Origin of the sequence: Streptomyces hokutonensis, assembly GCF_042751305.1 — a bacterium.
In the GTDB taxonomy this organism is placed as follows: domain Bacteria; phylum Actinomycetota; class Actinomycetes; order Streptomycetales; family Streptomycetaceae; genus Streptomyces; species Streptomyces hokutonensis_A.
This window is the reverse complement of the sequence record NZ_JBHYWD010000033.1, coordinates 50975-64015: the sequence shown is the minus strand read 5'-3', so window position 1 is coordinate 64015 and position 13041 is coordinate 50975. Positions and strand designations below refer to the sequence as shown.

The following is a 13041-nucleotide window of genomic DNA, read 5'->3' as shown; positions in this document are numbered from 1 at the left end:
CGGCGGCCCGCCGCCGAGCGCGGTGAGCACGGGCCGGTCCCCACCACCTGGAGGTACCAGTGAATAGCGTCGACGGATGGGGAGACGACGTCTACCAGCCCGACGGATCCGAGGTACAGGACGACGCGGGCCTGCTCGACGCGGAGGACACCCTCGTGGCCGACGGTGTCGAGGACCCCCTCGACCGCGGCTGGTCGCCACCGGACCGGCCCTGGGCGGTGGAACGTGCCGATGTCACGGCCGCCGAGCGTCAGCACGGTGAGACGCTGGACCAGCGCCTCGCCGAGGAGGTCCCGGATCTCGCGGTGCCCGACGGCGACGGCCTCGGCGACTCCGAGGACACCGACGGCGAACTCCTGGACATCGAGGTCGGTGACCTTCGCTCCGGCCGGCTCGTGGCACCCGACGAAGGGGCGCACGAGGACGAGGAGAGCGGCCTGATCGCCACCGACGTCGGCATCGACGGCGCGGCGGCCTCCGCCGAGGAGGCCGCGATGCACATCGTCGACGAGGACGAGGGTTCGCTCTACGGCTGACCTCGCCGTCCCTCGGCCGTTGCCCGCACACCCGCCACAGGAGGAACAGTCATGCAGCAGGACAAGCAGCCCGACTACCACCCCGTGGTCTTCCGCGACCGCTCCGCCGGATACGCCTTCCTGACCCGGTCCACCGCGACCAGCGACCGGACCATCGACTGGGACGACGGCGAGACCTACCCGGTCGTGGACGTGGAGATCTCCTCGGAGAGCCACCCCTTCTACACCGGCAAGGCCAGGACGGTGGACTCGGAGGGCCGCATCGCGCAGTTCGAGCGGCGCTACGGCGGCGGGGCGGGCCAGGGTTCCGGCGGGGCGTGAGCCGCTGCCCGCACCGACGCCGGAACCGAGGTCGAGGCCGGGCCTCAGATCACGTTGAGCGCCGCCGCGCAGCCCACTCCCCCGAGCAGTATGAACACCGGCATCAGCACCTTGAGCTCGACCCAGCTGCCCGCGCGGAACCGCATCACCTTCGGCGGCCCGATCGGGTACCAGCGCTTGCGGCCCAGCGGGATCGGCCACAGGATCGGGCAGCCGGAGACGGTCAGCGCGTCCCCGATGTCGTGCACCAGCGCGCCCAGCACGACCGGCAGTCCCAGCCACAGATACTGGTGCTGGTCCGTGAACAGCCAGTCCGAACCGTTGCCCGGCTTGTCCAGCACTCCGGCCAGGATCCACGCGCTCGTCGCCGCCAGCAGCCACACCAGGATGTCGCTGCTGGAGCCGCGGGCCGCCCGCCACAGCAGGCCCTCGATGGCCAGCACCATGTGCACGAAGAGGATCGCCAGCACTCCCCAGCGACCGCCCAGGATCGCCACGCCCGCGCTCCCCGCCCCGATCAGGACCGCCCACAGCCAGGTGTGGGTCAGCGTGCGGTGCCCGCCGTTGCGGCGCGGGTCGCCCTGCTTCCTGGTCCCCTTGTAGACGGCGTACGAGAGCTTGTCGACGACCTCGCACACGCCCCGGGACAGGGGTCCGAAGGCCCGCGAGATGGTCGCCGCCTTGTGGTCGAGGTCCGGGGCGAGCGCGGCGCCGGCACAGATCAGGGCGCCGACCAGGACCACCGGCCAGGGCATCGGGTGTCCGGCCGCGGCGGTCGCCGCCCCGACGCCCAGCCAGGCCGCCGCTCCCGACAGTGAGTGTGCTGGTCCCATCATGGCCGTTCCCCGCCCCATTCCTCTTACGCCGCCGGTCAGTTGCTCGGGCGCCCTGACACTCCGTCGGCGACACAGCGTAGCGGTAGCGATCTTCATCTCCGCAGCCGATTCCCCCATCGGTCACGGCGCCAGGCAAGATGGGGTCGTGACCCTCATCGACCAGTTGCCGCCGACCGCAGATCCCGACGCCCTCTACGAAGCCTTCGAGTCGTGGGTCCAGGAGCGCGGTCTCACGCTCTACCCCCATCAAGAGGAGGCGCTGATCGAGGTAGTCGCCGGTGCGAACGTGATCGTGTCGACGCCCACCGGCTCCGGCAAGAGCATGATCGCCGCCGGTGCGCACTTCGCCGCGCTTGCCCGGGACGAGGTCACCTTCTACACCGCCCCGATCAAGGCGCTGGTCTCGGAGAAGTTCTTCGAGCTGTGCAAGATGTTCGGCACCGAGAACGTCGGCATGCTGACCGGCGACGCGTCCGTCAACTCGGACGCGCCCATCATCTGCTGCACCGCGGAGGTCCTCGCGTCGATCGCGCTCCGCGACGGCAAGCACGCCGACGTCGGCCAGGTCGTCATGGACGAGTTCCACTTCTACGCCGAGGCGGACCGCGGCTGGGCCTGGCAGATCCCGATCCTGGAGCTGCCGCAGGCGCAGTTCATCCTGATGTCGGCCACGCTCGGCGACGTCGCGATGTTCGAGAAGGACCTCACCCGCCGCACCGGGCGCCCCACTTCGGTGGTCCGCTCGGCGGTCCGGCCGGTGCCGCTGTCCTACGAGTACAAGCTGACCCCGCTCACCGAGACGCTGACCGAGCTGTTGGAGACCCGCCAGGCGCCGGTCTACATCGTGCACTTCACCCAGGCACAGGCCGTGGAGCGCGCGCAGGCACTGATGAGCATCAACATGTCCTCGCGCGAGGAGAAGGACCAGATCGCCGAGCTGATCGGCAACTTCCGCTTCACCACCAAGTTCGGCCGCAATCTCTCCCGTTACGTGCGGCACGGCATCGGCGTGCACCACGCCGGCATGCTGCCCAAGTACCGGCGCCTGGTGGAGAAACTCGCGCAGGCCGGTCTGCTGAAGGTCATCTGCGGTACGGACACGCTCGGGGTGGGCGTCAACGTGCCCATCCGCACAGTGCTGTTCACGGCGCTGGCCAAGTACGACGGCGTTCGGGTGCGGACGCTGCGCGCCCGTGAGTTCCACCAGATCGCGGGCCGGGCGGGACGCGCCGGCTTCGACACGGCGGGGCTCGTGGTCGCCCAGGCTCCCGAGCACGTCGTCGAGAACGAGAAGGCCCTGGCCAAGGCGGGCGACGACCCGAAGAAGCGCCGGAAGGTCGTCCGCAAGAAGGCGCCCGAGGGATTCGTCGGGTGGACCGAGGGCACCTTCGAGAAGCTCATCACCTCCGAGCCGGAGCCGTTGACGTCCCGCTTCCGGGTCACGCACACCATGCTGCTGTCGGTGATCGCCCGCCCGGGCAACGCCTTCGAGGCGATGCGGCACCTCCTGGAGGACAACCACGAGCCGCGCAAGCAGCAGTTGCGGCACATTCGGCGCGCGATCGCGATCTACCGCTCGCTCCTGGACGGCGGCATCGTCGAGAAGCTCGACACACCGGACGCCGAGGGCCGCATCGTGCGCCTCACCGTCGACCTGCAGCAGGACTTCGCCCTCAACCAGCCGCTGTCCACCTTCGCACTCGCCGCGTTCGAGCTGCTCGACCCCGAGTCGCCGTCGTACGCGCTGGACATGGTGTCCGTCGTCGAGTCCACGCTGGACGACCCGCGGCAGATCCTGGCCGCCCAGCAGAACAAGGCGCGCGGCGAGGCCGTGGCCGCGATGAAGGCGGACGGCGTCGAGTACGAGGACCGCATGGAGCGCCTCCAGGACGTCAGCTACCCCAAGCCGCTCGAGGAGTTGCTCTTCCACGCGTACAACACGTACCGCAAGAGCCACCCGTGGGTCGGCGACCACCCGCTGTCGCCGAAGTCCGTGATCCGCGACATGTACGAACGGGCCATGTCCTTCACGGAGTTGACCTCCTACTACGAACTGGCCCGCACCGAGGGTATCGTGCTCCGCTACCTCGCCGGTGCCTTCAAGGCCCTCGATCACACCGTCCCGGACGACCTCAAGTCCGAGGACCTCCAGGATCTGATCGCCTGGCTCGGCGAGATGGTGCGCCAGGTCGACTCCAGCCTGCTGGACGAGTGGGAGCAGCTGGCCAACCCGGAGGAGATGACCGCCGAGGAGGCCCAGGAGAAGGCCGACCAGGTCAAGCCGGTCACCGCGAACTCGCGTGCCTTCCGGGTTCTCGTCCGCAACGCGATGTTCCGCCGGGTCGAGCTGGCCGCCCTCGACCATGTCGCGGAGCTGGGCGAGATGGACGCCGAGTCCGGCTGGGACGAGGACGCGTGGGGCGAGGCGATGGACAAGTACTGGGACGAGTACGAGGACCTCGGCACCGGCCCCGACGCCCGCGGGCCCAAGCTGCTGCTCATCGAGGAGGAGCCGCAGCACAACCTGTGGCGCGTTCGGCAGATTTTCGCCGACCCGAACGGCGATCATGACTGGGGCATCAGCGCGGAGATCGATCTCGCGGCCTCCGACGCGGAGGGCCGTGCGGTCGTCCGCGTCACCGACGTCGGCCAGCTGTGAGCACAGGAGAATCCCACCCATGACGAATCCGGCAGAGCGGCTCGTCGACCTGCTCGACCTGGAGCAGATCGAGGTCAACATCTTCCGTGGCCGCAGCCCGCACGAGTCCCTGCAGCGGGTCTTCGGCGGCCAGGTGGCCGGCCAGGCCCTGGTCGCGGCGGGGCGCACCACGGAGGGCGACCGGCCCGTGCACTCGCTGCACGCGTACTTCCTGCGCCCGGGCCGGCCGGGCGTGCCGATCGTGTACCAGGTCGAGCGGGTGCGGGACGGGCGGTCGTTCACCACCCGCCGGGTCACCGCCGTGCAGCAGGGCCGCACGATCTTCAATCTCACCGCCTCCTTCCACAAGCCTGAGCAAGGTCCTTTCGAGCACCAGCTGCCGCCCCGCGAGGTCCCGGACCCGGAGTCCCTGCCGACGGTGTCGGAGGAGGTCCGTGCCCATCTGGGCGTGCTGCCGGAGCAGTTGGAGCGGATGGCACGCCGTCAGCCCTTCGACATCCGGTACGCGGACGGGCTGCGCTGGAGCGCCGAGGAGATCAAGGACGCCGAGCCGCGCAGCGCCGTGTGGATGCGCGCGGTGGGACCGCTCGGCGACGATCCCCTGGTGCACACCTGCGCGTTGACGTACGCCAGCGACATGACGCTCCTGGACGCCGTCCGGATCCCCGTCGAACCCCTGTGGGGACCGCGGAACTTCGACATGGCGTCGCTGGACCACGCCATGTGGTTCCACCGGCCGTTCCGCGCGGACGAGTGGTTCCTGTACGACCAGGAGTCCCCCATCGCGACGGGCGGCCTCGGCCTGGCCCGCGGGCGCATCTACGACAGGGAAGGACGCCTGCTCGTCTCGGTCGTCCAGGAAGGGCTGTTCAGAGCGCTGTAGCTGGTGGACGTGCGCTACGCCTCACCCGCTTCTGCGGCGCAGCCAGCTCAGCATGCCGCGTGATCGCATGGGTTCCGGCGCCGGCTCGGACGAGTCCTCGCTCGGGCTCGGCGGTGGTCCGGCCAGGCGCTCACTCGGGGGCAGCGGTGATCCGGCTGGTTGGGAGGCGGGTCGCGGTGCCGGTCGTCGGCGGCGTGCCTCGTCCAGCACCTGGGCCAGGTCCGCCCGCAGCCAGCTGATCTCGTCCGGGTGGTCCGCCGTCATGATCCGCTTGGCGAGGTGAGCGGAGGGCGAGCCCGGAGCGCCGTGGGCAGGCGGGTCGGGTCGGAACCGGTTCAAGTGGGCGCGCTCGTAGGGGTCCGGGACGATTTCGGCCACTTGGACGGGGTCGAGCAAGGCGGACAGGGCACCCGCGTGTTCCCACGGACCGTCCGCCTGGCGCAGCAGGAATCCCAGATGGCGTCCGCGCCAGTTGCGGGGGCGCAGGTCCAGGCCCTCCTGGAGTTGGTCGCGCAGTCCTTCGGGCGTGCGGCCGTTCAGCAGTGAGGTGTGGTTCTTGTCGGCGGCGAACTGCCGTAGTTCTTCGGCGAGATAGAGCCAGACCACGGCTCGGTAGCGGTTCAGGTAGAACCTCACCGGCACCACCAGTCCCAGCCGGGCGAGGCGGGTGAACCTGGCGGGGGTGACCTCCATGAGGGCCGCGCCGTCCGTGGTGCCCACGGTCCTGACGCTCTCCACGAGCGATTCCGGGAACCCTTCCGCCGAGCGCAGTCGGTCGATCTCGGTGCGGGCGACGCATCGGCCGCCGCCCCCTTCGTCGGGCACGGTGCGGATGCGTCCGAGGTGGACGGCGAGGTCGAACTCGCCTCGTTTGAGGCCCAGTTCACGTGCCGCGCGACTCGGCGTGCACGAGAGTTCCGGCGGTGTGGTGATGGTGTTGCCTGCCATGGTCGATCTCCCCCGTGGAGTCCGTTGCTCACGCTGTGTGCGTTCGCGATGGACAAACCGTAGCCGGTTCGGGGAATCTCGCGGCGAGCCTGTGGATAACTTGGCGGGAGCGGGCGAACTCGCAGGTCAGAGGTCTGTGACAGGAGTTCGCTCGGGCTGCCGGGCGTCCACGCCGAGGTGTTCGCCGACGCGGTTGACGAGCAGTGTCATCTCGTAGGCGATCTGGCCGATATCCGCGTCCGCGCCGCTGAGGACGCACAGACAGCTGCCGCTGCCCGCGGCGGTGACGAACAGGACGGCGTCGTCGAACTCGATCATCGTCTGCCGTACCCCGCCGGCGCCGAAGTGGCGTCCCGAGCCCTTGGCCAGGCTGTGCAGTCCGGAGGAGACGGCGGCGAGGTGTTCGGCGTCCTCGCGGCGAAGTCCCGTGCTCGCGCCGGTCACGAGTCCGTCGTTGGACAGGACCAGAGCGTGGCGCACGTGCTCGACGCGCTCGGTCAGATCGTCCAGCAGCCAGCTCAGTCCCTGGTTCTGCGCCATGTTCCGGCCTCCCCGTGTCGCGTCTCCCCCTGGCCGGAGGATCTCCCGTCAGCCTTCACCACGCCCGTCGCCCGAGCAAGGAGGATGGGGGCATGGCACAGAACATGACCGATGAGGAATGGCGGGCGTTCGTCTCGCACGGCACGCGCACGGGCAAGCTGTCGACCGTTCGCGCCGATGGGAGCCCACATGTGGCGCCGATCTGGTTCCTGCTCGACGGGGACGACGTGGTGTTCAACACCGCGAAAGGAACGGTAAAAGGGCGCAATCTGGCCCGTGATGGGCGAGTCGCCCTCTGTGTGGACGACGATCGGCCGCCGTTCGACTTCGTGGTGCTGCAGGGGCGCGCCACGTTGTCGGAGGAACCGGGCGAACTCCGGTACTGGGCCGCCCGGATCGGGGCCCGGTACATGGGCGAGGAGCGTGCCGAGGAGTTCGGCGCCCGCAACGGAGTGCCGGGCGAGCTCCTCGTCCGCGTCACGGTCGAGAAGGTGGTGGCCCTGAAGCGGATCTCGGAGTGAGAGCTCCGGTCAGCCCACCGAGTCGAGCATCCGGGCGGTGTGCATCCGCCCGGCATACTCGACCAGCCGGATCAGCACCTCCTTCCCCGAGTCGCGGTCCCGGGCGTCGCACAGGACCACCGGTGTTCCCCGGTCGAGGTCCAAAGCGCGGGAGACGTCGTGGGCGCCGTAACTGCGGGCGCCCGTGAAGCAGTTGACGGCCACCACGAACGGAATGTGCCGGTGCTCGAAGTAGTCGACCGCGGGGAAGCAGTCCTCGAGGCGCCGGGTGTCCGCGAGGACCACGGCTCCCAGGGCTCCCTGCGACAGTTCGTCCCACAGGAACCAGAAGCGGTCCTGGCCCGGTGTGCCGAACAGGTAGAGGGAGAGGCCGGACCTGATGGTGATGCGGCCGAAGTCCATGGCGACGGTCGTCGTGACCTTCTGGTCCACGCCGTCGGTGTCGTCCACCAACTGGCCGGCCTCGCTGAGCAGTTCCTCGGTGCGCAGCGGCCTGATCTCACTGACCGCGCCCACCATGGTGGTCTTGCCCACGCCGAATCCGCCGGCGACCAGGATCTTCAACGCCAGGGCGGTCGTCTCGCCGCCTTCGGCATCGGAGTGCTCGGAGACCATCGATCACTTCTCTCGGGAGTGCCGGCAACGGTCGACGTCCGTAGGTGTGCATCCTGGCAAGTACGGCCTCACTGCGGGCGGTTCGATCGCTATTTGCCCGATGTGACCGTCTCGCGCCTGTTCGGCGAACGGAAGAGTGCACAAGTCGTCGTCGTACGCGTTCGAGTGGTGCTGAAGTTTCATCACAGTGCCCGGAGTCCCTCGATCACCTCGCGCAGAATCCGTTCGTCAGGAAGCTGCGCGGGCGGCACCGGACGGCTGACGGTGACGCAGCCGAGCTCCAGGAGGTCGCCCAGGAGCACCCTGACCACTCCCAGGGGGAGGTCCGCTCCGGCGGCCAGTTCGGCGACGGACTGTGTCTCCGCGCGGCACAGGTCGACGAGGGCCCGGTGTTCCGGTCCGAGCCCGGTGTCGTCGTCGAAGCCGGGCGCGCCCGCGTCCAGCGTGACCAGCGCGATCAGGTCGAACCGCACTCCTGTGGGGCCCGGTTTGGTACGTCCGCCCGTCATGGCGTAGGGGCGGACGAGGGGGCCGGCCTCCTGGTCGTACCACTGGCTGCCCGGCTCGTGCGGGACACCGGTCATGTCTTCGGTCATCGGAACGGACCGCCTTCTCGCCTCATCCGGCGGCGGGTGGCCGCGCACCGACGCGCGGCGGCGTGTAGAGGTGCTCGCCGACGCGCTTGACCAGCCGTGCCATCTCGTACGCCACCAGGCCTATGTCGGCGGTCACGGAGGTGAGGACGGCGAGGCAGGAGCCGTCTCCGGCCGCCGCCACGAACAGGAAGCCGTCGTCCATCTCCACCATGGTCTGCCGCACTCCGCCGGCGCCGAAGTGCCGCCCCGCGCCCTTGGCGAGGCTGTTGAATCCGGAGGCGACCGCGGCGAGGTGTTCCGCGTCCTCGCGGTCGAGGTCGGTGGAGGCTCCGATGGCGAGGCCGTCGTTGGACAGCACCACGGCGTGCCGTACCTCGCCGACGCGCATCACCAAGTCGTCCAGCAGCCAGTCGAGTTCGCCGGACCGCTGGGCGGCCCTCATGCTCGGGTCCTGGATCATGCGGGGTCTCCTTCGCTGCTGTCGCTGTCCGTTGCGGGGCCTGGGGTGGCGCCGCGGCCCGGCTGCCTGCCGCCGCCGCGTGTCCAGCCTTCGCGGTAGGCCGCCATCCGGTCCCGTACGACCTCCGGACTGCGGTGCTCGTCGCGGGGGGCGGCAGGCGCCCGTTCCCGGTCCGCGCCGGGGTGTTCGCGGAGCTGGGGGGCGAGGTTCGCCTGCCGTACCCGGCGGGGGAGGTCGTCACCGTCCTCGGGGCCCTCGGTGTCCTCGGGAGGTCGGTGCAGTCGCAAGGTGGTGACTCCAGGGGGCGGGGTACCGTTCGCCGGCTCCGCCGAGGCCCTGGGCGGGGACGCCAGGGCGGGTCGGTCGGCCGGTGCCGGAACGGACTCCTGGTGCGGGGGCGGCACGCGCGCGTACTCGCGTTCCACGACCCGCTGTCCGTCGTCCACCGCCGCGCGGGGGGTGCGTTCGGCCGCGCCGCCGTGCAGCAGGGCCGTCGGCAGCAGCACCACCGCTGTCGTTCCGCCGTAGGGCGAGGTCCTCAGATGCACCTTGATGCCGTGGCGTGCGGCGAGCCTGCTGACCACGAAGAGGCCCAGCCGGTCGCTGTCGAAGAGGTCGAGGGCCTCGGACTGCTCGATGCGGCGGTTGGCCTCGGCCAGCGTCTCCGGGCCCATGCCCAGGCCCCGGTCCTCGACCTCGACGGCATACCCGTTGCCGACGGGTTCGCCGGTGACGCGCACGCGGGTGTGCGGGGGCGAGAACTGGGCGGCGTTCTCCACGATCTCGGCGAGCAGGTGCGTGAGGTCGGCGACGGCCGTGCCGAGGACAGAGGCCTCGGGGAGTTGGCGTACCTCCACGCGCGCGTAGTCCTCGACTTCTGACACGGCGGCGCGGACGACGTTGGTCAGCGAGACCGGCATGCGCCAGGCCCGGCCGGGTGCCGCTCCGGAGAGGATGATCAGGCTCTCGGCGTGCCGTCGCATACGGGTGGTGAGGTGGTCGAGGCGGAACAGGTCGCTCAGTTCGTTCGGGTCCTCGGAGCGGCGCTCCATGCTGTCCAGAAGGCTGAGTTGACGGTGCACCAGGACCTGGCTGCGGCGGGCGAGGTTGACGAAGACCCCGGAGATGCCGCTCGCGAGTTCGGCGCGTTCCACGGCGGCTCTCAGTGCGGCGCGGTGCACGGTGCCCAGGGCCTCGGCCACCTGCCCGGTCTCGTCCTCCGCGGCCGGTCCGGGCGGGGCCTCCGCGCGGACGTCGATCTCCTCCCCAGCGCGCAGTCTGCGCATGGCCTCGGGGAGTTTGTGGCGGGCGATCGCCAGGGCGCCGTTGCGCAGACTCACCAGTTCGACGACGAGACCGCGTCCGATGCGTACCGAGATGACGAGCGACGCGATGACGGCGGCGAGTCCGAGCAGGACGGCGGCGCCGGCCGGGGTGAGGAGTCCTCGTGCGAACGGATCGGCGCGGTCGGCGACGCCGCTGCCCGTGTCCGCCTCGATGGCGCGCATGCCGTCCCGCACGCGTGCGTGCGCGTTGTTCCAGGTGCTCTCGGGAGCCGAAGCGATCGCGCGGGTGCCCGAGTTGGCGGCGAGGACCTTGTCCTCGACCGCGCCGACCACGGTGTAGGCGCCGGTGTCGGCGAGGTTCCGCCAGGCGGTGCGTTCGGAGCCCCGCAGGTCTGCGGTGGCTGAGTCGGTGAGGGTACGGCGCGTGTCGACGGCGCCGGTGAACAGGCGCAGCCGCTCGCCGTCGAGGCGGCCGTCGAGACGGGCGCCGGCGAGCACCACGTCCTCCTGGGACAGCGATTCCGCGGCCCGGGAGAACTCCAGCAGCACGCGCGCGTCGGAGCCGAGGGCGGCGTCCTGGATTCCGGTGAGCGCCCCGCCCACGGCGAAGGCCGTCGAGATGGTCCTCGTGTACTGCCCGTAGGTCTCGTCCCATCCCGCGCGGTGGGCGACTACGTCGGCCCGCAGCGAGCGCAGTCGTTCGGCTCCGGTGACGAAGGTCTCCAGGCGTTGGGCGACTCCGGCCGGCAGTCCCTCGCCGTCGGCGACGGTGCTGGTGTCGCCGAGCCGTAGCCGGGCGACGGCCCGGTCCGTGTTCGCGGCCAGCTTCTTCAGGTCACCGCTCGGCTCGGCGCCGGGGTCGGTGGCGTAGCGCACCGCGGCCGACCGCTCGGCCTGCAGCGCGGCGACGGCGTCCGCGACGGGGCTGCGCACCGTCGAGTCCACGCGCTGCAACTGCCGTAGCCGGGCGACGTCCTGGGCCGTGCTGACGGTGGCGTACGCCCACAGTGCGAGCAGGGAGACGACGGGCACCATCAGCAGGCAGACGATCTTGGCCCGTACGGTGCGAGGGCGCATCCGCCATCGTCCCGCGCGCGGGGGCACCTCGTCCTGCGGTGTGTCCAGGGGCTCGTCGAAGAGCTCGTCGGCGGGTGGTCCGGCGTGTGCGCGGCGACCGCGCACGGGCGGCGGCGTCTCGGCGCCGGCTCTGGTGGTCCTACGGGGGTTACGCATGGCCTCCTCGCTCGGGAGTGGTTCGGGGCGTGCCCTGGTCGGTCGGGCCGCCTGTCAGTGGGCGACGCTCTCGGCCGGCCGCTCGGCCGAGGCGGTCGCCTCGCGTTCTCCCGTCGTCGGCGACAGTGCGACGAACGCCGAGGTCAGGAACAGGTAGGACCCGAGGCCGACGGCGAGGGGGAAGATGAACTGCATCGCCGTGGCCCCGGGCAGGACCGAGCCGGAGGGGCTGACATGCACGCGCACCGCGAACATCCCGGTGTAGTGCATGCTGGCGACGGCCGCCCCCATGACGAGTGAGGCGACGGTGACGGCGATGGGCGCCTTGATGTTGAGGGCCGCCCACAGGGCCGCGGTCGCCGCGACGACGGCGATGAGGACGGAGAGTCCGACGAGCATCGGGTCGTAGCTCACGTCGCCGTGCAACCGCACCGCCGCCATGCCCAGGTAGTGCATGCTCGCGACGCCCAGTCCGGTGGTGAGGCCGCCGAGGAACAGCGCGCGGCCCCGGTCGCGGCCGTAGCCGACCGCGAAGACGCCCGCGCAGACGACGACGATGGCGACGACGAGGCTGAGCACGGTCAGTGGTACGTCGTAGCGGATGTCGGTGCCGCTGACGCCGAAACCGAGCATGGCCACGAAGTGCATGGTCCAGATGCCGGTGCCGAGCGCGGAGGCCGCCGTGATGAGCCAGTTGCGGCGCGACCGGCCGGTCGCGCCGAGCGCGCGGACGGTGCAGCGCAGCCCGAGTGCGGAGCCCATGCAGGCCATCACGTAGGACAGCACGGGGGTCAGCCAGCCGAAGGTCGCGTGGTCCAGGTGTCCCATGACCAGGGGACGCTAGTAGGGGCACGGGTGCACAAAGGGGGCGCATTTCGAAAGGTGTTGCAATATGACGCAGTCAGGCGCCTGAACGACCGCGTCACGCTCGAACGTGTGCACCGAAGCGTCATCCGTGTCGGTGAGGGATCATGCGGAACATGAACGACGACCACACGCATGTCCGGGAATTCTTCGGTGCGCGCGCCGCGGACTGGGACAGCCGCTTCCCGGACGACGGCCCCGCCTACGCGTCGGCCGTAGCCGAACTGGCGCTGCGCGCCGGGGACCGTGTGCTCGACGCGGGCTGCGGGACGGGACGCGCCCTGCCGCCGCTCCGTGCGGCCGTGGGGCCCTCGGGAGTGGTGGTGGGTGCCGATCTGACCCCGGCCATGCTGGAGGCCGCCGTACGGGCCGGACGCGGCCGTGACGGGTGTCTGCTGCTCGCCGATGTCGCCGCGCTGCCGCTGCGGCCGGAATCACTCGATGCCGTGTTCGCGGCGGGCCTGATCGCACATCTGTCCCAACCGGAGGTAAATCTGCGGGAGTTGGCGCGTGTGGTGCGCCCCGGCGGGACGCTGGCCCTGTTCCACCCGATCGGCCGCGCGGCGCTCGCGGCGCGTCAGGGACGGCAGATCACTCCGGACGACCTGCGCGCGGAGCCCAATCTCCGTCCGCTGCTTGCCGGTTCGGGGTGGCGCATGACGTCGTACACCGATGAGGACGCCCGCTTCCTGGCGCTGGCCGTGCGCGAGGGCTGAGTCGCACCGCGGCGGGACGTTCACAGT

The 13041-nt window shown here is 70.7% G+C and carries 14 protein-coding genes; 6 read left to right on the top strand and 8 right to left on the bottom strand.

Features of this window, described 5'->3' with window-relative positions; translation table 11 throughout:
* Positions 1-59 precede the first annotated feature (59 nt).
* Together ACFXC1_RS46910 and ACFXC1_RS46905 are read left to right on the top strand one after the other, a co-directional pair.
* On the top strand, positions 60-536 hold the full coding sequence (locus tag ACFXC1_RS46910; protein ID WP_381255313.1) for a DUF5709 domain-containing protein: 477 nt from the start codon (positions 60-62) through the stop codon (positions 534-536).
* Positions 537-587: 51 nt separating this feature from the next.
* Positions 588-857: a type B 50S ribosomal protein L31 gene (locus ACFXC1_RS46905; RefSeq protein WP_262057235.1), complete on the top strand. Its 270-nt coding sequence runs from the start codon at positions 588-590 to the stop codon at positions 855-857.
* 44 nt (positions 858-901) lie between these two features.
* On the opposite strand, the gene ACFXC1_RS46900 is transcribed toward ACFXC1_RS46905, so the two are convergent.
* Positions 902-1693: a metal-dependent hydrolase gene (locus tag ACFXC1_RS46900; RefSeq protein ID WP_026178646.1), complete on the bottom strand. Its 792-nt coding sequence runs from the start codon at positions 1691-1693 to the stop codon at positions 902-904.
* A 145-nt stretch (positions 1694-1838) separates the two neighbouring features.
* On the opposite strand from ACFXC1_RS46900, the gene ACFXC1_RS46895 reads away from it, so the two are divergent.
* The gene (locus ACFXC1_RS46895; protein ID WP_381255308.1) at positions 1839-4352 is read left to right on the top strand and encodes a DEAD/DEAH box helicase; all 2514 of its coding nucleotides are present in this window, start codon (positions 1839-1841) and stop codon (positions 4350-4352) included.
* Between the two features lie 19 nt (positions 4353-4371).
* Positions 4372-5235 (top strand): acyl-CoA thioesterase, encoded by an 864-nt coding sequence (locus tag ACFXC1_RS46890; protein ID WP_359612798.1) that lies wholly within the window; start codon positions 4372-4374, stop codon positions 5233-5235.
* Between the two features lie 21 nt (positions 5236-5256).
* On the opposite strand, the gene ACFXC1_RS46885 is transcribed toward ACFXC1_RS46890, so the two are convergent.
* Together ACFXC1_RS46885 and ACFXC1_RS46880 are read right to left on the bottom strand one after the other, a co-directional pair.
* On the bottom strand, positions 5257-6183 hold the full coding sequence (locus ACFXC1_RS46885; protein WP_381255305.1) for a DUF6397 family protein: 927 nt from the start codon (positions 6181-6183) through the stop codon (positions 5257-5259).
* Positions 6184-6309: 126 nt separating this feature from the next.
* Positions 6310-6723, bottom strand: coding sequence for a roadblock/LC7 domain-containing protein (locus ACFXC1_RS46880; protein WP_019062680.1), 414 nt, complete (start codon positions 6721-6723; stop codon positions 6310-6312).
* Positions 6724-6815: 92 nt separating this feature from the next.
* On the opposite strand from ACFXC1_RS46880, the gene ACFXC1_RS46875 reads away from it, so the two are divergent.
* Entirely contained in the window at positions 6816-7244 is a 429-nt protein-coding gene (locus ACFXC1_RS46875; RefSeq protein WP_381255302.1) for a PPOX class F420-dependent oxidoreductase, read from the top strand.
* Positions 7245-7253: 9 nt separating this feature from the next.
* On the opposite strand, the gene ACFXC1_RS46870 is transcribed toward ACFXC1_RS46875, so the two are convergent.
* The 5 genes from ACFXC1_RS46870 to ACFXC1_RS46850 form a co-directional block, all read right to left on the bottom strand.
* The gene (locus ACFXC1_RS46870; RefSeq protein WP_019069338.1) at positions 7254-7859 is read right to left on the bottom strand and encodes a GTP-binding protein; all 606 of its coding nucleotides are present in this window, start codon (positions 7857-7859) and stop codon (positions 7254-7256) included.
* 182 nt (positions 7860-8041) lie between these two features.
* Positions 8042-8455 (bottom strand): DUF742 domain-containing protein, encoded by a 414-nt coding sequence (locus ACFXC1_RS46865; RefSeq protein WP_381255300.1) that lies wholly within the window; start codon positions 8453-8455, stop codon positions 8042-8044.
* Between the two features lie 22 nt (positions 8456-8477).
* Complete coding sequence (locus ACFXC1_RS46860; RefSeq protein ID WP_019069336.1) at positions 8478-8915, bottom strand: roadblock/LC7 domain-containing protein; 438 nt, start codon at positions 8913-8915, stop codon at positions 8478-8480.
* Positions 8912-11434, bottom strand: a complete 2523-nt coding sequence (locus ACFXC1_RS46855; protein ID WP_381255298.1) for a sensor histidine kinase — start codon at positions 11432-11434, stop codon at positions 8912-8914. Before ACFXC1_RS46855 ends, ACFXC1_RS46860 begins: the two co-directional genes overlap by 4 nt.
* A 54-nt stretch (positions 11435-11488) precedes the next feature.
* On the bottom strand, positions 11489-12262 hold the full coding sequence (locus tag ACFXC1_RS46850) for an MHYT domain-containing protein (protein ID WP_381255296.1): 774 nt from the start codon (positions 12260-12262) through the stop codon (positions 11489-11491).
* A gap of 152 nt (positions 12263-12414) precedes the next feature.
* Between ACFXC1_RS46850 and ACFXC1_RS46845 the strand changes: the two genes are divergently transcribed.
* Positions 12415-13014: a class I SAM-dependent methyltransferase gene (locus tag ACFXC1_RS46845; protein WP_381255293.1), complete on the top strand. Its 600-nt coding sequence runs from the start codon at positions 12415-12417 to the stop codon at positions 13012-13014.
* Positions 13015-13041: the final 27 nt, after the last annotated feature.

What these genes read in the sequence shown, in the direction of transcription:
- ACFXC1_RS46905 (WP_262057235.1), top strand. Translation starts at nt 588, where the DNA reads ATGCAGCAGGACAAGCAGCCCGACTACCACCCCGTGGTCTTCCGCGAC.
- ACFXC1_RS46900 (WP_026178646.1), bottom strand. Translation starts at nt 1,693, where the DNA reads ATGATGGGACCAGCACACTCACTGTCGGGAGCGGCGGCCTGGCTGGGC.
- ACFXC1_RS46890 (WP_359612798.1), top strand. Translation starts at nt 4,372, where the DNA reads ATGACGAATCCGGCAGAGCGGCTCGTCGACCTGCTCGACCTGGAGCAG.
- ACFXC1_RS46885 (WP_381255305.1), bottom strand. Translation starts at nt 6,183, where the DNA reads ATGGCAGGCAACACCATCACCACACCGCCGGAACTCTCGTGCACGCCG.
- ACFXC1_RS46880 (WP_019062680.1), bottom strand. Translation starts at nt 6,723, where the DNA reads ATGGCGCAGAACCAGGGACTGAGCTGGCTGCTGGACGATCTGACCGAG.
- ACFXC1_RS46875 (WP_381255302.1), top strand. Translation starts at nt 6,816, where the DNA reads ATGGCACAGAACATGACCGATGAGGAATGGCGGGCGTTCGTCTCGCAC.
- ACFXC1_RS46870 (WP_019069338.1), bottom strand. Translation starts at nt 7,859, where the DNA reads ATGGTCTCCGAGCACTCCGATGCCGAAGGCGGCGAGACGACCGCCCTG.
- ACFXC1_RS46865 (WP_381255300.1), bottom strand. Translation starts at nt 8,455, where the DNA reads ATGACCGAAGACATGACCGGTGTCCCGCACGAGCCGGGCAGCCAGTGG.
- ACFXC1_RS46860 (WP_019069336.1), bottom strand. Translation starts at nt 8,915, where the DNA reads ATGATCCAGGACCCGAGCATGAGGGCCGCCCAGCGGTCCGGCGAACTC.
- ACFXC1_RS46855 (WP_381255298.1), bottom strand. Translation starts at nt 11,434, where the DNA reads ATGCGTAACCCCCGTAGGACCACCAGAGCCGGCGCCGAGACGCCGCCG.
- ACFXC1_RS46850 (WP_381255296.1), bottom strand. Translation starts at nt 12,262, where the DNA reads ATGGGACACCTGGACCACGCGACCTTCGGCTGGCTGACCCCCGTGCTG.
- ACFXC1_RS46845 (WP_381255293.1), top strand. Translation starts at nt 12,415, where the DNA reads ATGAACGACGACCACACGCATGTCCGGGAATTCTTCGGTGCGCGCGCC.